Origin of the sequence: Pinirhizobacter sp., assembly GCF_036499745.1 — a bacterium.
Classification (GTDB): Bacteria; Pseudomonadota; Gammaproteobacteria; order Xanthomonadales; family Rhodanobacteraceae; genus Pinirhizobacter.
This window is the reverse complement of the sequence record NZ_DASYDG010000010.1, coordinates 186,512-204,710: the sequence shown is the minus strand read 5'-3', so window position 1 is coordinate 204,710 and position 18,199 is coordinate 186,512. Positions and strand designations below refer to the sequence as shown.

The 18,199-nt window shown below is 63.1% G+C and carries 15 protein-coding genes; 9 read left to right on the top strand and 6 right to left on the bottom strand.

What is annotated here, in order from left to right; translation table 11 throughout:
* Nucleotides 1–182 precede the first annotated feature (182 nt).
* The gene (locus VGM61_RS03895; RefSeq protein ID WP_331521414.1) at nucleotides 183–554 is read left to right on the top strand and encodes a diacylglycerol kinase; all 372 of its coding nucleotides are present in this window, start codon (nucleotides 183–185) and stop codon (nucleotides 552–554) included.
* Nucleotides 555–891: 337 nt separating this feature from the next.
* Here the strand turns inward: VGM61_RS03895 and VGM61_RS19505 are convergent, their stop codons facing one another.
* The 3 genes from VGM61_RS19505 to VGM61_RS03885 all read right to left on the bottom strand — a co-directional run bounded on the left by VGM61_RS19505 (nucleotide 892) and on the right by VGM61_RS03885 (nucleotide 6,629).
* A complete protein-coding gene (locus VGM61_RS19505; protein ID WP_414694795.1) occupies nucleotides 892–1,218 on the bottom strand; it encodes a type II toxin-antitoxin system PemK/MazF family toxin in 327 nt (108 codons plus the stop codon).
* Between the two features lie 117 nt (nucleotides 1,219–1,335).
* A complete protein-coding gene (locus tag VGM61_RS03890) occupies nucleotides 1,336–4,359 on the bottom strand; it encodes a TonB-dependent receptor (protein ID WP_331521413.1) in 3,024 nt (1,007 codons plus the stop codon).
* A 311-nt stretch (nucleotides 4,360–4,670) separates the two neighbouring features.
* Nucleotides 4,671–6,629 carry a S9 family peptidase gene (locus VGM61_RS03885; RefSeq protein ID WP_331521412.1) on the bottom strand — a complete coding sequence of 653 codons (1,959 nt, stop codon included), beginning with the start codon at nucleotides 6,627–6,629 and terminating at the stop codon, nucleotides 4,671–4,673.
* Nucleotides 6,630–6,771: 142 nt separating this feature from the next.
* On the opposite strand from VGM61_RS03885, the gene lgt reads away from it, so the two are divergent.
* From lgt to creD, 6 genes are all read left to right on the top strand, one after another.
* Nucleotides 6,772–7,590, top strand: coding sequence for a prolipoprotein diacylglyceryl transferase (gene lgt / locus VGM61_RS03880; RefSeq protein ID WP_331521411.1), 819 nt, complete (start codon nucleotides 6,772–6,774; stop codon nucleotides 7,588–7,590).
* A gap of 11 nt (nucleotides 7,591–7,601) precedes the next feature.
* Entirely contained in the window at nucleotides 7,602–8,396 is a 795-nt protein-coding gene (locus VGM61_RS03875; RefSeq protein WP_331521410.1) for a thymidylate synthase, read from the top strand.
* Nucleotides 8,397–8,513: 117 nt separating this feature from the next.
* On the top strand, nucleotides 8,514–8,999 hold the full coding sequence (locus tag VGM61_RS03870) for a dihydrofolate reductase (protein WP_331521409.1): 486 nt from the start codon (nucleotides 8,514–8,516) through the stop codon (nucleotides 8,997–8,999).
* The gene (locus VGM61_RS03865; protein ID WP_331521408.1) at nucleotides 8,996–9,394 is read left to right on the top strand and encodes a (deoxy)nucleoside triphosphate pyrophosphohydrolase; all 399 of its coding nucleotides are present in this window, start codon (nucleotides 8,996–8,998) and stop codon (nucleotides 9,392–9,394) included. The genes VGM61_RS03870 and VGM61_RS03865 overlap by 4 nt, the downstream gene beginning before the upstream one ends.
* Nucleotides 9,395–9,411: 17 nt before the next feature.
* A complete protein-coding gene (locus tag VGM61_RS03860; protein WP_331521406.1) occupies nucleotides 9,412–11,367 on the top strand; it encodes an ATP-dependent DNA helicase in 1,956 nt (651 codons plus the stop codon).
* A gap of 70 nt (nucleotides 11,368–11,437) precedes the next feature.
* On the top strand, nucleotides 11,438–12,760 hold the full coding sequence (gene creD / locus VGM61_RS03855) for a cell envelope integrity protein CreD (RefSeq protein WP_331521405.1): 1,323 nt from the start codon (nucleotides 11,438–11,440) through the stop codon (nucleotides 12,758–12,760).
* Between the two features lie 88 nt (nucleotides 12,761–12,848).
* Here creD and VGM61_RS03850 read toward each other — a convergent pair whose 3' ends face one another.
* Together VGM61_RS03850 and VGM61_RS03845 are read right to left on the bottom strand one after the other, a co-directional pair.
* Nucleotides 12,849–14,045, bottom strand: coding sequence for an MFS transporter (locus VGM61_RS03850; RefSeq protein ID WP_331521404.1), 1,197 nt, complete (start codon nucleotides 14,043–14,045; stop codon nucleotides 12,849–12,851).
* A complete protein-coding gene (locus VGM61_RS03845) occupies nucleotides 14,042–15,133 on the bottom strand; it encodes a hypothetical protein (protein WP_331521403.1) in 1,092 nt (363 codons plus the stop codon). Before VGM61_RS03845 ends, VGM61_RS03850 begins: the two co-directional genes overlap by 4 nt.
* A gap of 350 nt (nucleotides 15,134–15,483) precedes the next feature.
* On the opposite strand from VGM61_RS03845, the gene tsaB reads away from it, so the two are divergent.
* Nucleotides 15,484–16,170: a tRNA (adenosine(37)-N6)-threonylcarbamoyltransferase complex dimerization subunit type 1 TsaB gene (tsaB, locus tag VGM61_RS03840; RefSeq protein WP_331521402.1), complete on the top strand. Its 687-nt coding sequence runs from the start codon at nucleotides 15,484–15,486 to the stop codon at nucleotides 16,168–16,170.
* A gap of 89 nt (nucleotides 16,171–16,259) precedes the next feature.
* The gene (locus VGM61_RS03835) at nucleotides 16,260–17,144 is read left to right on the top strand and encodes a tyrosine-type recombinase/integrase (protein WP_331521401.1); all 885 of its coding nucleotides are present in this window, start codon (nucleotides 16,260–16,262) and stop codon (nucleotides 17,142–17,144) included.
* 10 nt (nucleotides 17,145–17,154) lie between these two features.
* Here the strand turns inward: VGM61_RS03835 and VGM61_RS03830 are convergent, their stop codons facing one another.
* A complete protein-coding gene (locus VGM61_RS03830; protein WP_331521399.1) occupies nucleotides 17,155–18,150 on the bottom strand; it encodes a YeiH family protein in 996 nt (331 codons plus the stop codon).
* Nucleotides 18,151–18,199: the final 49 nt, after the last annotated feature.

The following is an 18,199-nucleotide window of genomic DNA, read 5'->3' as shown; positions in this document are numbered from 1 at the left end:
GGGCGCTTTGCGAAAGGCGAGGGCGGATTCATGAAAGTGTGTCGCGATGCAACATAACTATTTGAAGTAAAAGCCGTTTCGGCTTGACGGCCTCTAGCGCTTTCTTGCGACAAATTGACGCAATCGGTAGTGGCGGCCCGATCTGGCATCATGTGGCGCTTTCCACTGCTCGACAGGATTCCATGGCGACCGACCAGCCTCGCGGCCCCCGCCAGATATGGGCGGCCTTCCTTTGGTCGATGAAGGGCTTCCGCGCCGCCTTCCGCCACGAGGCATCCTTCCGCCTGGAGGTCTACCTCGCCGTGGTGGCGGTACCGCTGGGCCTTTGGCTGGGCAACGGCCCGGTTGAGAAAATCCTGCTGATCCTGGCACCCGCCCTGGTGCTGTCGGCGGAGCTGCTCAACTCGGCGATCGAGGCGGTGGTGGACAAGGTCAGTCCGGAATTCCACGAGCTTGCAGGGCGCGCCAAAGACATGGGTTCGGCGGCGGTGTTTGTGTTGCTGATGCTGGTGGTGGTGAGTTGGGCACTCATCCTTATCCCTCGATTCTTGTAAGGGTTTTGCTAGATGGCGCCAATGTTGTTGACAGTAGTTGCCACGCGCTCAAAAATAGGGACGTTTTCCGGCTAATGCCGGACGGTGAGCCTGCCGCTAGGCCGCAAGGTAGTAACGGCAGCAGGATCGACCATTGGCGATTACAAGCCCGGCCGATTCTTTATCCTCGGCCCCACTTCGGTGGGGCCGTTGTTTTTTTTATGTGCCTGTCCGCAACGTGCGAATGCCGAGGGCAACGGCCGTGCACTCACGAATCATATCCAGATGCCGTTGTTCGAGCTGGCCAATCTCATATAGACGCTTGCCTGTCGCGCGCTCTTTTCCGGCTTTGAACCTGTCAAAGTCGAGATAGCCTGAACGTGTAGATCATGTCGCATTTTGCCCACACTTTTCGTTCGTTGGCTTGTAGTGACTTTGGCATGGCACTCATTGGAATTTCGCAATGATGCGCTTGTCGCGGCTCAGGGGCCGTAGTACTCAACGCGATGATCGAGACGAGCTCGTCCCTACCAGGAATGCGTGGACTAACAACGACCACGGGGCGGGTCTTGACCATTTCGGGCGGGACAAACTCGCCAGGAAACATACACAGAACAACCGCGCCATTTCGTGGCACGCGTAGAAGACCCACGTCACCTCCTTGGTCTAAAGCGACCGGACGCATTGAATGGCGAAACGTCGCCACGTGGACTCTAGCTTCGCTCCAGTCCAACCGTTTCGGACATAAGAAAAGCCGCCCCGTTTCCGGGGCGGCTCGTCGTGACGCTATGTCGCTCTTCGCTTACAGACTGAAGTCGTACTGCGCCATTAGGCGGAAGTAGCGCGGGGTCTGGTAGTAGGTGGGGATGTGGTACTTGGTGTCGTAGAACGTCTGGTCGTCGCGCTCGCCGATCTCGTTCACCGCGGTGGGCTTGGAGTTGTTGAGCACGTTGATCGCGTCAAGCTGCAGGGTCAGGCCCTTGGCGAAAGCCGGGGTCCACACCACGTTCGGGCTCAGGGTCCAGTTCCACGGCGTGCGGCCGGCCTTGCCGCGGGTAGCGACCTGGCCTTCGCAGTAGAAGAACTCCGACTGGTAGCTGGGGATGCCGTACGGCACGCCGTCGCCACCGCCGAAGCAGTTTTCAGGACGACCCGACTGCACCAGCAGGTTCATGCCCACCGACCATTCCGGCGTGAACTTCCACGCACCGTAGGCCTTGATCGAGTGGCGGCGGTCGTTGGGCAGGTAGCCGTTCGAACCGATCATGAGTTCCGGGTAGTCGAACGCCGACGTGGTGCCGGTGTCGTCCTGGCCGTTGTCCGACTTCACCAGACCCTCGGTGTTGCCGTAATTCTTCGACCAGGTGTACGAGGCATTGACGTACCACTTGTCGGTGGCCTTCTCCGCCGACAGGGTTACCGCCTGGTAGCTGCGCTTGGCCTTCGGCCCCAGCTGATTGCCGGGGATGGTGACCTGGCGCAGCACGCCGGAACCATCGAGGTCGGCATTGATGGTGAGCTTCGAACCCGGGTTGTAGATGTAGCAACCGGGCATCGACGACGGCGGCGTGAACTCATCGCCGTTGGCATCCATGTCCAGGCCGATGGACTTGCCATAGGCGTAGAACGGGCGCCAGTCGCAGGTGTCGTCGATGGCATTGTTGAGCTTGCGGTAGGTGGCCTTCACGCCCACCACCCAGTCGTTCCAGAAGTCCGTATCGCTGGCCACGCGGTGCTGCAGGCCCAGGATGTATTCATCCTGCGAGTAGGGCTTGAGGTCCTTGGTGGCCACCGACTTCGGATCCGGCGTGCTGCCGTTCTCGCCGTTGACGATCACCGGGCCACCGATGGCAGAACCCAGCACCGGAACGCCGGTGGTCGGGTTGACGCTTGAGTAGTTGAAGTCCTGGATCGTGTAGTACGACGACGTCGCTGCGCGCAGGGCCACGTTGGCCGCGATCGGCAACGAGTAGCGGCCCGCCGAACCGTAAAGCTTGGTGCTGGAATCGCCGAACACGTCGTAGGAGAAGCCCAGGCGCGGCTGCCAGATGTGGTCCTGCTTGACGAACGATTCGCCCGCGCCGTTGAAGTTGTTGAAGGCGTCGCTGCGGATGCCGATGTAGGCCAGAAGCTTGTCGTTGACCTGCCAGTTGTCCTGCAGGAACGCCGACTTCTGCACGATGGCCACCGAGCCGCCGGTGCGGTAGTTGTACTGGCTGACGTAGTCCTTACCTTCAGCGTCGGTGGCGTAGTACCACAGCACGCCACCGGCGTAGGCCTCGCCGGCATCGGAGGTCCAGCGCTCGCGGCTGAAGCCCCCGGAGATGTCGTGGTCGCCGAGCTTCCAGTCCAGGTCAATGCGCCAGGCAGTGCGCTGGTCGTGGCCGTTGTAGATGCCGATGGTGCTGGAGGTGTAGCACGAACTATACGGGGCGGCGCCGGCCACCACACTGTCACGGCCGTCGATCACGTACGGGCAGCCGTTGTTGGGCGAGTTGATGTCGCCGTTGTAGCGCGTTTTGGTGCCGTCCGGAGCTGTGTACTCGGAAGAGTTCAGGCTCTTCATCTTGCCCCACTGCGCCGACAGGGTGAGGTCGTCGGTGAGGTAGCTGGTGTACTTGAACACATCCAGGTTACCGCCGGTCTTGACGTACTGGCGACCGCGGTAATCGGTGGTGTAGGGCTGGCCGTTGTCAGCGTACACCGACGAGTAGTAATCGTTCGTGGTGTGCTTGGTGTTGTTCATCCGCGTGTATTCGAGGATGTTCGAATCGTTGATGTTCCAGTCCAGCTTGATCAAATACGTCGGGTCGTTGAACGTATTGCGCGTGGCACCCGCCGTGGAAGTGGCATTGGGGTACTGCGTGGTGTGCTGCTCTTCGGCAGAGAAAATGCCGAACAGGAACAGCTTGTCCTTGATCAGCGGGCCACCGATCCAGCCGGAATACACATTGTCGTTGGTGGAGTTGTTCTTGTAGCTGCGGTACAGGTTGCCGTTGCGCAGGTAGGTGGTGTCTTCGTTCTCGCGCGCCCAGTTGGGCGAGGAAACCACCGACACGCCGCCCTTCCATTCATTGGTGCCGCGCTTGGTGATCACCGAAGTCACGCCGCCGGTGGAGAAGCCGTACTGCGCGCCATAACCGCCGGTCTGTACATCCAGCTGGTCGATGGCCTGGTAGGGCACTTCGCTGAAGGAAAGATTGTTGTACAGGTTGGTGACGTTGAAGCCGTTGATGTAGTAGCTGTTCTCGGCCACCGAAGCGCCGCCGAACGAGGGCAGGTTGCCGAACGTGCTGTCGCCCTTGATGGTGCCGGGGGTGAGCGCCGCCACATCCACGATGTTGCGCGGCACCGGCAGTTTGTTGAGCTGCGATGCGCTAAACGTGGTGCGCTGCTCCACCGTGGCCACATCGATGGCGGACAGTGCGCTGGCCGACACCGTCACCGCGTCGAGCGACTGGGCGGTGGCGGCACCAGCGCCGGTGCCATCGGCGGCGGCGAAATTCACCTGCGACGACTGACCGGCAACCACGTTGATGTCGCGCGTGGCGACGGTCGCGCCGCCCTGCTGCACGTTCACGCGGTACTGGCCGATCGGCAGTGACGCGGCGCGGTAGCGTCCGTCGGAGCCCACGGCAACCTGGCGCACCTGGCCGGAGCCAAGGTTCTGAACCTGCACGGTCTGGTTGGCAGTGGCGGTGCCGTAGATGTCACCGACGGTGCTCTGGGCGAAGGCAGCGCCGGCAAACAGGCAGGCGGCCACGGCGGAGGCGAGCGCAGTCCGCTGGGACGCGCGCAGGCGCGTCCGGAGGGTGATGCTATTCATGTACTGGTAAACCTCTTTGCGCCCGCGCGCCGTTGGGGGATGCGCCGGGCGGTACGTTGGGAACAACACGCCACTTCGGGAGTGGCGCTTCGCTTCATGGGCTTTGAGGGTGGGGAAACCCCGGCCGCGTAGCCCACGCCCGCGCTCGGCCTAACGAGAAAATAACCCGTGCGTTTTCACGATTCAACCACAAGGGAATTTATTCTTGCGAATCGGGAACTTAAGTTCAGTAAACGTTTCCGTCGCCCAGACAGGAAGAAAAAAGGCGGCCTTGGAGGCCGCCTTTCAACAACTTGCGCAGGTCGGCGGCACTATTTTGCCGGGGCTCCCGCACCGATGTATTTCTCCAGGAAGGCCTGGATGCGGTTGTAGAGCGCGACATTGTTCTCAGGCTTGTAGAAGCCATGGCCTTCGCCCGATACGGCCAGCCACTCATAAGGTTTGTGGGCCGCATCCAGGGCCGCGCGCATTGCCTTGGCCTGGGCGAAGGGGGCGCGCTGGTCATCCTCTCCGTGGACGAGGAAAACCGGTACGTCGATCTGGGACGCAAGCTTGTCCGGCGAATTGGCCGCCAGTTCCGCCGCGTCCTTGCCCATGGTCTGTTCCAGGAACGTACGGCCGCGCACCGAGGTGTGGGTGTCGCCCTTGTCGAACATCATGGCCAGATCGTAGACACCGGCGTAGCCGATCGCGCACTTGAAGGTTCCGGGCGAGCGGATCGGCGCCATCAGGGCGGAGTAACCGCCGAAGCTTGCCCCGAACACGCATACGCGAGCGGGATCGGCGTAGTTCTGCGAAATGGCCCACTTCACGCCATCGACGAGGTCTTGCTGGATGCGCGTGCCCCACTTGAGGTAGCCATCGGTAATGAAGCGCTTGCCCCGTCCGCTCGATCCGCGGAAATTCACCTGGAGCACCAGGTAGCCACGACTGGCCAGGAATTGGGCGTCGTCGTCGAAGGTCCAGTCGTCACGGACATCGAAAGGGCCGCCATGCGGGATCAGTACCATTGGCAGGTTTGCCTCGCTGCGGCCCGGCGGCAACGTCAGGTAGCCTTCCAGCTCCATGCCGTCACTGGCCTTGAAACGGATGGGCCGGCGTTCGGCCATCTTCTTCGGATCGATCCATGGGGCGCCGTCGAACAGCCTGCGGACCTTGTATGTCGTCAGGTCGATCAGGAAGTAACTGCCCGGGTCGCGGTCGCTGGAGGTGGAAAACAGCAGCTGCTTGCCGTCGTCGCTGAAGTTGATGAACTGCAGGTTCAGATCGGGGAACTTGGCCGCAAGCGCCAGGTGCAGGCGCGCGTACGTGTTGGTCGGATCTGTATAGATCAAGTGTGGCCGGCCGGTGAGCGTCCACACGCCGAACGGACGCGCGGGTTTTGGGGTCCATTCCACATCCGATACAGAGGAGAAGTCGTCCTTGGCCAGGACTCGCTGGTTGCCTGTGGCATCCTGTTCGACCAGTTGCGATGGCCTGCCGTCTGCGCTGTGAAACGCCAGCAGATCCTTGCCATCGGCCGACATGGTGATGGGCGCAAACACCTCGCCCACCGTGTTGCCGTCGAGCTTTGTCCAGCCGCTGCCGTCCTTGCGGTAGATGACCGACTTGAAATCCTCCGACGTGCCGAAGGCATAGCGGGCATTGCCTTCATCGTCGAGGGTGAAGTTCATGTCGCCGATGCCGATCTCGGCGATCTGGTGGCGGCCGCCATTTCCGTGCGAATCGATGTCGTAGAGCTGGCTCAATTCGTCACGCTGGTACAGATAAGCGCGCATGAAGAACCGGCCGTTGAGTTTTTGCGGTGTGCCCTCGATGAAACCCCAGCCCATGTCGGTGCCACGTGTGCTGCTGTGGCTGGCGATGTCGTAACCGAAGAGGTAGTCCTGGTGCTTGCCATCGACATCGGTGGCGATGATCTCGCCGGTGAGCGAGGGCTTGTCGATCGAGCCCATCAGCTTGGCTTGCCCAAGCACCAGCCGCGTGTTGCTGACCCAGGTGATGTCCTTTGGCACGAGGTACTTGGGCATGCGCAGGACGCTGGCCGGCGTGGTCATGTCCTCGACGTGATAGATCACCAGCGCGTGCTGGTCGCCAGAGGGGTCATGCATGGCTACGGCGAGGTATTTGCCGTCGGGCGACAGTGCCGGGTCGGACAGCGAGGGCCGTCGGGTGAAATCCTCGACGGGGATCAGGTCAGCGGCGACGGCCGCGGCCGATACACACAGACACAGCGCGGCCACGGCGGCACGCACGATTCGGCTTTGCATCGATTGGTTCCCCTTTATGGGTGGCTGCCCCCTGGCGGCCGGTCCCTTTGGCGAGTATAGCGAGGCGGCGGAGGGACGCCAGTACTCCGCCAGGCACCGCATGGACGGTACAATCAGCGGTCTTCCCGTCCCGCGGACCGCCATGGCAGCTCCTTTCGTCGTCAACTTCAACCCGGTGGCCTTCCAGGTCGGGCCGCTGGCCATCCACTGGTACGGGCTGATGTACCTGGGCGGGTTCCTCGGCGGCTGGCTGGCCGGTGAATACCGCCGCCTGAAGGGCCGTTTCCCGGTGTCCCGCGATGCCTATAGCGACCTCATCTTCTACGCCATGATGGGTGTGGTGATCGGCGGCCGCGTCGGCTACATGCTGTTTTACACGCCGATCAACTGGATCTGGCACGACCCCCTGGCGCTGGTGCGCATCTGGGACGGCGGCATGAGTTTCCACGGCGGCTTGCTGGGCGTGGCAGCGGCGAACTGGTGGTGGTCCCGCCGGCATGGCCTGCATTTCTTCGACACGGTGGATTTCATCGCCCCGCTGGTACCGATCGGCCTGGGCCTGGGCCGGCTGGGCAATTTCATCAACGGCGAGCTGTGGGGCAAACCCACCGACGTGGCCTGGGCGATGGTGTTTCCCAACGCGCCCGATGCCTTGCCGCGCCATCCCTCGCAGCTTTATGAATTCGCGCTCGAAGGCGTGGTGATGTTCGCCGTGCTGTGGATCTACTCGATGAAGCCGCGGCCGCGCTATGCGGTGGCGGGGATGTTCGCCCTGCTTTACGGCTGCTTCCGTATCTTCGTGGAGTTCTTCCGGCTGCCCGACGCGCAGCTGGGTTACCTGGCCTTCGGCTGGCTGACCATGGGCCAGATCCTGTCGATCCCATTGCTGGTGTTCGGTGTGATCTGCCTGGCACTCTCCCGCCGCGCGCCGACCTTGCCCCTCGCCACACCGGCGGCGTAGGCTTGGATCACATGCACGCCTACCTCGACCTCCTGCGTCACGTCCTGGACCACGGTGCGGAAAAACCCGACCGCACCGGCACCGGCACGCGCAGTGTGTTCGGCTGGCAGATGCGCTTCGACCTGGCCCGCGGCTTCCCGCTGGTCACCACCAAGAAGTTGCACCTGAAGTCGATCGTCCACGAACTGATCTGGTTCCTGAAGGGCGATACCAACATCGGCTACCTGAAGGAACACGGCGTCCGCATCTGGGACGAATGGGCCGACACAAACGGCGACCTGGGACCCGTGTACGGACGGCAATGGCGGGCATGGCCCACCGCCGACGGCAAGGTGGTGGACCAGATCAGCTGGGTGATCGATGAGATCCGGCGCAATCCCGATTCACGCCGGCTGATCGTTTCGGCCTGGAACGTGGGCGAGCTGCCTAAGATGGCGCTCATGCCGTGCCACACCATGTTCCAGTTCTATGTGGCCAACGGCCGTCTCTCATGCCAGCTCTACCAGCGTTCGGGCGACATTTTCCTCGGCGTGCCGTTCAATATCGCCAGTTACGCGCTGCTTACGCACCTGATCGCCCACGAAACCGGGCTGGCTCCGGGTGAGTTCATCCATACCCTGGGCGATGCCCACCTCTATGCCAACCACGTCGATCAGGCCCGCGAACAACTCCGGCGCGAGCCGCGGCCGCTGCCGAAGCTGGTGCTCAATCCCGACGTTAAATCCGTCTTCGATTTTACTTACGATGACATCGGCATCGTTGGCTACGACCCTCACCCGGCCATCAAGGCGCCGGTGGCCGTGTGATCGAACGCTCGTTCGATTGGCGCGCTACGTGACAGGCACTACCATAAGCAAGATTTGATGGCCGACCGTCCCCCATGGGAAGGCCGGTGAGTCGTCAACCGGTTTACAAGGACACCCATGGCCGTATCGATCATCGCCGCGCTGGACGAGAATTTCGCCATCGGCAAGCATGGGCAGATGCCCTGGCACCTGCCGGTGGACCTCGCCCACTTCAAGCACCTCACCTTGGGCAAGTATGTGGTGATGGGGCACAAGACGGCCCTGGCGATCGGCAAGGCCCTGCCGGACCGCCACAACATGGTGCTGACGCGCCGCCACAACGCGCCGTTCCCGGGACAGGTAACCGTGCGTTCGATCGCCGAGGCCAGGGCCACGGCCGGCGGCACCGGCATCACGGTGATCGGTGGTGGTGAGATCTACCGCGAAGCCCTGCCGATGGCACAGCGCCTGTACCTGACCTGGGTCTATACCGCCATCGAGGGCTGCGACACCTTCTTCCCAGGGGTCGAGTTCAAGCAGTGGACGGAGATCTCGCGCGTGCACCACGCCGCCGATGCCACGCATGCCCATTCCTTCGACATGGTCGAATATATCCGCGCATGATCCACGTGGCCGCCGGCGCGCTCATCGACGCCGCCGGCCGGGTCCTGCTTGCCCAGCGGCCGCCGGGCAAGCACCTGGCGCTAATGTGGGAATTCCCCGGGGGCAAGCTCGAGTCGGGCGAGGATGCCCGGCAGGGACTGGCGCGTGAACTGGCCGAGGAACTGGGCATCGTCATCGGCGGTGCCACGGCGCTCATGCAATTGCCGTGGGATTACGACGGCAAATCGCTGCTGCTGGACGTGTTCACCGTGACTACCTGGGACGGTGAGCCCCGGTCGCTCGAAGGCCAGGCCTTGCGATGGGTACGGCCGGCCGATGCGGACCCGGCTGACCTCGCACCGGCCGACCGCCCCGTGCTGGCTGAGCTGGCGCGCACGATCGCGCACCGCCCCTGACGTTTACAATAGCGGCCATGACCGATCACGATGCCGCCGCGCTACTAGGTGCGGATGGCCCCTTTGCCCGGGAGATCCCGGGTTTCCTGCCCCGCGCCGCACAGCAGGCGATGGCGGCCGCCGTGCAGGACGCCATCGCCCACGCCGATACCCTGATCGCCGAGGCGGGTACGGGCACGGGCAAGACCTTTGCCTACCTGGTGCCGGCGCTGCTGTCCGGCCAGCGGGTGATCGTATCCACCGGCACCAAGGCGCTGCAGGACCAGTTGTTCTTCCGCGACCTTCCGCGTGTTCGCGGCGTGCTGGGCGCGCGCCTGAAAACAGCGTTGCTGAAGGGCCGCGCCAACTACCTTTGCCTGCACCGGCTGGACCAGACAATACGCGAAGGCATGCTTGCCAGTCGCGAGGAATCCACGCAGCTGGCCGCTATTCGCGCCTGGTCGGCGCGTACGCGCGCTGGTGACCGCATGGAGCTGGCGGAGGTACCCGAGGAATCGTCCCTCTGGCCACGCGTCACGTCGACACCGGAGAACTGCCTGGGCAGCGAGTGCTCCTTCTTCGACAGTTGCCATGTGGTGCGCGCACGACGCGAAGCGCAAGAGGCCGACGTAGTGGTGGTGAACCACCATCTGCTGTTTGCCGATCTGTCGTTGCGGCAGGAGGGCTTCGGCGAGATCCTTCCCGGTGCACAGGCATTCATCCTGGACGAAGCGCACCAGGTACCGGAACTTGCCGGCCAGTTCTTCTCGCAGAGCATCAGTGCCCGGCAGCTCACCGACCTTGCTGGCGACGTGCTTGCCGAATGCAATGGCGTGACCGGGGCCATGGGTTTGTTGCTCGAACCGGTCGAAGCATTGCAGGCTGTGGTCAGGCGCCTGCGCCTGGCGATGGATGCGTTGCCCACGCGTGGCGCCTTCGCCGCTCTGGATGGCGATGAAACCATCCGCGCGGCGCTCGAGGAATTGCGCGAGGTCATGGCGTCGCTCGAGGACTTACTTGGCGGACAGGCCGAGCGCTCGCGCGGCCTTGCCAATACCTTCGAGCGCACCCAGGCCATGCTGGTGAAGCTGGACCGCATCGTCGAAGGCGGAGGCGACGCCGACGTCCGCTGGTACGAACTCTATCCGCGAGGCTTTGCTTTCCACGCCACGCCGCTGGATCTCGCCCCGCCCTTGCGGGCCATGCGCGAGGCTACCCATGCCGCGTGGATATTCACCTCCGCCACGTTGTCGGTGGCCGGTGATTTCCAGCACTTCGCCCGACAGCTTGGTATCGATGATCCGCATGCGATAAGCCTGGAAAGCCCGTTCGATTACGCAACGCAGGCGCTTTGTTACTTGCCGGCCAACGTGCCTGATCCTGGAGCACGCGATCATACCGATCGCGTCATCGATGCCGTGCTGCCGGTACTGAAAGCCTCAAACGGCCGCGCGTTCCTGCTGTTCACTTCGCATCGCGCGCTGCGTCGCGCGGCGGAATTGCTCGCCGGCCGCGTGCCATGGCCGCTGTTCGTGCAAGGCACCGCACCGCGCCATCGCCTGCTGGAAGACTTCCGCCACAGCGGTCACGGCGTGCTGCTGGGCGCGGCGAGCTTCTGGGAAGGCGTGGACGTGGCGGGCGATGCGTTGAGCGTGGTGGTGATCGACAAGCTTCCCTTCGCCAATCCCGACGACCCCGTGCTGCAGGCGCGACTGGACGCCCTGGAACAAACCGGTATCAGCCCGTTCATGGGCTGGCAGGTGCCCACCGCCGCCATTGCCCTGAAGCAGGGCGCCGGTCGCCTGATCCGCGACGTGCACGACCGCGGCGTGTTGATGTTGTGCGACCCGCGCCTGGTGACCAAGGGCTACGGCCGCCTGTTCCTGGCCAGCCTGCCGCCCATGCCGCGAACGCGCGAACTGGCGGACGTGCAAGCTTTTTTCTCCATGCACGACGACGCGGCCGCGAATACGCCCGCCACCGCCCGAACTTAGCCATGCCGCGGCCGCACCAGGCCCGCGCGGGCTGGTGTGATGCAAGCCCGACAAGCGCGAGGGGTTCACCATGCCAGCCTGGATGCATTCGATAACCGCCAAGGTACTTGGCGTGGGTGCGCTTGCGCTCCTGATGTTGATCCCGCTCGCTTCGATCCAGTCGATGGTGGGCGAGCGGAAAGACCTCAACGCGCAAGCGGCGGCCAATGTCGCGAAGGGGTGGGGAGGCCGCCAGGTGCTCGGTGGGTTGATGCTGGCGATACCGGCTGAGCAGACCGTGCTGGACGACAACCGGCGACCGGTGACCACGCGCAGCACCGAGTTCGTGCTGGCTGACCGGATGGCGACCTCCGCGACGATGAACGTCGAGCGCCGGCGCTACGGCATGTATGAAGTGCCGGTATACGTCGCCGATGTCACCTTCGTCGGGCACGTGGATGCAGCTGACATCTCATCGTTCCGACAGGCGAGCGGTCGCACGTGGCTAGGTGCCAAGGCTGAGCTGCAACTTCCCGTGGCGGACTTGCAAGGGCTGCGAGATGTTGGGGATGTGCGCGTGAACGGCAAACCGTATCGCTTTGTGTCCTCCACTGCCCATGCAGGCGGCCTTCCGGTGGTGTCCGTTCCGCTTGACCTGGAAGCGCTGGCAGGGCAATCGATCGATTTCACCGTGCGGATCAAGCTTGCCGGAACGAGCTCGCTGCAGTTCCTGCCGACGGCGCGTACCGGTACCGTCGACATCAAGGCTCCATGGCCCGACCCGAGTTTTGTTGGTGCGGCCTTACCTGTGACCCGGCGCGTCGACGACCGTAGCTTCCAGGCCCAGTGGCGCGTACTGGATCTCAACCGCGACTACGGTCAGCATTGGAACGACAGCGACACCCATGTGGACGCTCGCATGAATGCCTCCGCATTCGGCGTGGAGTTGTTCCAACCGGGTAGCGTATACCAGCAGAACGATCGCGCCGGCAAATATGCGCTGCTGTTCATCGCGATGACCTTCGTGGTGTTCTTCCTGTACGAAGTGCTGCAGCGCCTTCGCGTACACCCCGTGCAGTATTTGCTGGTAGGCGCGGCTATGGTGGTGTTCTATATATTGCTGCTGGCGCTATCTGAGCAGTTCGGCTTTGCGCTGGCCTACCTGATGGCAGCCCTCACGGTCGTGGGCATCATTGCCGGCTACGCCTCGGCGGTGTTACGCGCTCGTCGTGCCGGCTGGACGTTGGGAGCCGTGCTGGCTCTGCTTTACGCGGTGCTCTACGGACTCATCGGGGCCGAACAATACGCGTTGTTGATCGGCGCCGTTGTCCTGTTGGCGGTGGTGGCGCTTCTGATGTATCTCACCCGTCACATCGACTGGTATACCCAAGCAAGCAGACAGCTGACCGAGTAAAGGAAAACGGCACATGGCCCGGTCAACGGAGATTTGACAGGGACCATTCCCACGCCGTGGCTCTGTAGTTGCCGGGTCATGACGTGATCTATCCTTCTGTCCCCTGGCAAACGCGAGGCCGATAGCATGCAAGGCCGCAGAGCAGAGCCGCAGCCCCCATCGCCAGGGCCGTGTTGCAATCGAACTCTTCAGCGAGCCATCCCCAAAGCAAGCCGCCCGCAGCCATGCCTCCGAATGCGCTCGTCATATAGGCGGCCAGGGCACGCCCCCGGCAGGACGCTGCGGAATGACTGTGGACAGCGACGTTCAACGTCGAAAAAAGGATCAGCCATGCAGCGCCGGCTGCTGCCACAGAGCCAAGTAGATGTCCTTGCGGCTGCCAGGCCACAAGCAGCAGGCAGGCAGCAAAAACGCCAGAGAAGATGTTCAGGAGGCGGTCCGGACCAAGCGCCTTGACCAGGCGTGGCCGAATCAGTGCGGCGACGAATCCGCCACCGCCAAAGGCTCCCAGCAACCACGCATACATGGTCGGACCCCGTTCCTCCGAGGACGCGACGACGGGCAAAAGTACAAGCAGGGCGCTGGTAGGCAGACCAATGCCGATCGCACGCAAACAGAGGCGACCGAGCCAGCGTCGGGCATTCGGGCTGATCGGCGCGACGATGGCTGCTGTCCTGGGCGCCGCCGCAGGTTGATAGGCGGGAGGCCATTGAAGGGTGATGAAAAGAACGAAGGCGGTGATTGCGTTATAGAAGAGGGCTGACCAGACCCCCCACGCGGAGATAAGCAGGCCCGCAATCAGCGGGCCTAAGGTACGGGCCAGATTGAATCCGACGCTGCTGAGCACAGTGGCAGATGAGAGGTGCCGCAGCGACACTATTTGTCCGATGCTGGCCTGCCAGGCTGGATTGCGTAGCGCGACGCCCGCACCCATGAGGCTTGTCAGCAGCAAGAGCGTATATGGGCTGGTTGAGTCCAGGCACATCAAGATGATCATGGCCACGCTGGTGACCAGGATCCAGCCTTGCGACAGGCGCTGGACTTGCAGGTAGTCGAAACGATCGATCAGCCATCCGCTGGCATAGGACAGCAGCAATACGGGTAAGGATGATGAGAAGTGTGCAAGGGCAACAACCTGCGGCCCGCACTTCTGTTCGACAAGCCACCATGCCACTGCCACGGCCTGTGCCCAATAGCCGGTGTGGGCAGCCACCGTTGCGAGCCAGAGCCTGCGGTATGTCGGCACGCTCAAGGAGGCGAGGGCATGGTCAGGTGGCGCACTCATAAAGGCGCCACTTTGTTCCCTCCGTCGTGGCATATGTCGTGGATGCGTTCGGCAAGTCGCAGGTCCAGTGCGGCCAGTCCTACACAAGTGACCAGGCAGCGTGATGTCGCGGTGTGTGCGGGCAACGGCATATGCGGATAGAAATTGGCGATGCCGTACTTAGCCTTTTCCTCATTCAACGAAAGGCCCTGACGGGAAAAGTACAAAGCCAGGCTTTGCGAGCCACGCGAGGCTACCGCCGCGACGTCGTCACACGTGGCCGTTCCCAGGGCGAGCGTTTCGCGAATCACCGCCGGCGCCGTTTCATCGCCGCCAAGGTGCAGCACGACAGCGTCGCCGGACACATCGTCGGCCTGAAACACTGGGGTTGCCGCATTGGTGGCGGTAATGATGAGGTGGCAGGTTGCAAGGTTTTCCCGATAGCCGGCGACGACGGGACAGGAGGCTTCGGAGAACGCGTCTACCAGTGTGGCGACACTTCGATCGGTAAGCGCCTTCACGTAGATGCGGTCAAGCCGATCACCGCAATGCGCCATGAGATCGGCAATTGCCCGGGCGGCAACTGCACCGGTGCCGAATACGAAAACGCGTAGTCCATCGACACCGGCGCGGTAGGTATCGGCGACAATGGATGCGTATGCCCCGGTACGCGCCGCCGAGATATCCGTGCCGTCCATGATGCATAGGGGGCGCATGCTCAATTTGTCGAACACCAGGAGCGTCGATTGTGAGCGGGGTCGCTGAGCGTAGCGGTTATAGGCGTTTGAGCCCACGATCTTCACCGCGCCATGTTTTTGGTTCACGGCAATCAGCGTGCTCAGTTTCCAATTGAGCCGTTCGTTGCTGATTGGCCACGGTGGCGCATTGTCCGTGATGAGCAATGGCAATTCGTTGGCATGAGGCGCCAGCACCGACTTGCAGCCGTATGTTTTGCCGTCGCGGGAAGACATCAGCGCTTCGCGTACCAGCAGGCCGATGTCCCGGGACGATAGCGAGACCGGGCTGTGTGCCGGGCGGATACGCCAAGGGTCGGCCTGAAAATAGCAGGGCGAAACGGTGACGGAATCACCAGGGTATTCATGAAGCATAGGGCTATCCATGCGCGCGGCGATAAGATATTCGGCTTGCAGGCCGGGTCACCTATGTTTCGCTATTAGCATGGGAGGGGAAATAGCGATAAAGCCAGCGTGGTTGTCGTCGATATCCACATAGACAGGTGGCTTTAAAGCGTAGGAGGGTCAGCTTGCGACCATCCACGCCGGGCCGCCTTCATTTTCAAGAGCGCAACTCTGCGGCACAATGGCGTGGTGATCGTTTCTTACGAATCCATGGTGCCGAGCGCGCCGATCCATGACCGCTGCGGCGAGCCGGCCGCACGTTGCTGTGCGGTAGCGGGACGTTTGCCCCAGGGCAGCACACGAATGAACCGGGAAACGCCTTGAAGATCCTCGCCATCGAAACCTCCACCGAAGCCTGTTCGGTCGCCCTGGTCCATGGCGAGGAAATCCTCGCGCGTAGCGAACTGGCACCACGCCGGCACGGCGAACTGGTGTTGCCGATGGCCGACAGCCTGCTGGCGGAGGCCGGTATGTCGAGGCATGCGCTTGAAGGTATCGCCGTCGGCCGGGGGCCGGGAGCGTTCACAGGTGTGCGCCTGGCCATTTCACTGACGCAGGGCATGGCGATGGCGCTGGACCTGCCGGTGGTGACCGTGTCGTCGCTGCAGGCGCTGGCCATGGAAGAAGATGCCGATCTCAATGACATACTCGCGGTGATCGATGCGCGCATGGGCGAGGTTTACGCGGCAGCATATCGCCGGCGTGCCGATGGCCTTCCCGAACCCTGCTCAGACGAATGGGTGGGTCCGCCCGCGTCGCTCGTTGTCCCCGCTGGTGGTCCCTGGAGTGTCGTCGGCACGGGCTGGGCCACGTATGCAGAACAGCTTCGCGGTCGTATCGGCGACGTGGCCGCGCATGATGGCGCACGCTATCCACAGGCGCGTAACGTCGCCCTGCTGGCTTTGCCGGTGTTTCGCGCGGGAGGCGGCGTTTCTGCCGAACATGCGCTGCCGGTCTATCTGCGTGACAAGGTCGCGCTCACGCTCGCCGAACAAGGCAAACGTTAGGGCGAAACGTATAAGACGTAAGTCGATTCTTTCCCTAGGCTAGTCGGTCGCCGTCAGCGGGTAGGCGGATCACCTGGGAGGGAATCAACGTGGACACCGATTTGCACGCGGCATCGCTGCTCGAACTGCTTGACTGGTACGCGATGCATCCGGAACGCAGCACGCGCATCCGGCCCACCGAACGCTGCACGTTACGCCGCTTGCGCGAGGCATTGGGCAGGCGGCGTCTGTCCTCATTGACCGACGACGACTTCGTAGGCTATGCGCAGGCGCGGCGCCGGGGACATCACGCCGATGACGCCGGTCAGCTTCGCGGACCGTGCGCGCCATCCACGCTCAATATCGAGATCTCGTTCTTCAGCCGGATCTTTGCCTTCGCCCGCCGCCATGGCTGGCCGGCGCCGGATGCAGCATGCATCGAGATCGCCCGGGCGCGCCTGCGGGGTGATGCCACCATTGCCCGCGCGCCGCGCCGCGAGCGCATGCCTACCGATGACGAACTGGCCCGGCTGCGCCGTGTACTGGCCCGCGATGCGCACCTGTTGTTGCCGCTAGAGGACGTCGTTGAGTTCATCGTGTGCTCGGCACGCACGCTGGGCGAGACCTTGCGCCTGCGCTGGGCGGACGTCGACCTGGGTCGGGGCGTGGTGTACCTGCGCAGCAGCGACCATGTCCTGGGGCCCTGGGCCCGCAGGGCGCGGCTCACCCTGGACGCCCAGGAATTACTGGGCCAGCAACCCCGTGGCGAAGCCGACACCCGGGTCTTTCCCTTTGCCGCCGCCTCGATGACCACGGCTTTCCGCCGGGCCTGCCTGCAGGCCGGTATCGACGATCTGCAGTTCCGCGACCTGCGGCGCCTGGCCATTGCCCGCCTGCTGCAGTCCGGGCGTCCCGTGCGCGAGGTCGCTGCGGTGGCGGCGTACTCCAAACTGCACGACCTGCGGCGATACATGGACACGCTGGTGCCTGCCTAGCGGTGACGCGCTAGAGCTGCTGAAGGGTCCACTGCACACCAAGGCTGGTGATCGCCACGGCAGCCCAGGTGGCCAAACCCAGCATGATCGGGCGCACGCCGCTGGCAGCCATGCGGCGAAGGTCTGCCGAGAGCCCGATGGCCGTCAGCGCCATCACGATCAATGTCTCGGCCAACTGGTGGATCCAGGGCAACGCCACGGCAGGCACCAGGCCGATGCTGCGGACCGCCGATGCCACCAGGAACCAAAGGATGAACCAGGGAAAGATCCGCCCCAGGCTGAAGTCGGTGCTACCGCTGCGTTTTTCGCGCAGGCCGACAATGATCGACAGCACCAGGCAGATCGGGATGATCAACGTGGCGCGCGTCAGCTTCACGATGGTGGCGAAATCGCCCGCGGCATGGCTGTAGGTGTAGCCCGCGGCGACGACCGACGAGGTGTCATTGATCGCCGTACCCGCCCATAGGCCGAAGCCCAGGTCGGAAAGATTCATCAGGTGGCCGAGCCATGGGAACAACAGTACGGCGACCAGGTTGAAGAGGAAGATGGTGGAGATCGCAAACGCCGTATCGTGCTCGCTGGCCTTGATGATGGGCACCACCGCGGCGATCGCCGAGCCGCCACAAATGGCGGTACCCACGCCGATCAGGAGCTTGAGGTCGTTTTCAACGCGCAAGGCACGGCCGATGAGCCATGCGGCAAGGCCCGCGGCTGCCATGGTGCACAGCGTGACCGCCAGCGATGAGAGACCGGTATGGGCTACCTGACCCAGGCTCAGGCCAAAGCCCAACGCAATAATCGATGCCTGCAGCACCTGCCTTGAGGCAAACCGGATGCCTGGGGCAAACGCAGCAGATGGCGGTCGTGTGTTGCGCACCAGAATACCGAGGACGATGCCGCAGACCGCGCCGCCGACCAGCGGCATCGCATGGCCGAGCACCAAAGCGATCGCCGCGATGGCGGCCACCAGTAACAAGCCGGGAAAGATGCTTTTCATGCCGGTCATGATCAGCCCTGCACATGGATAAGAAAAATATATGTTCCTTATTCATGAT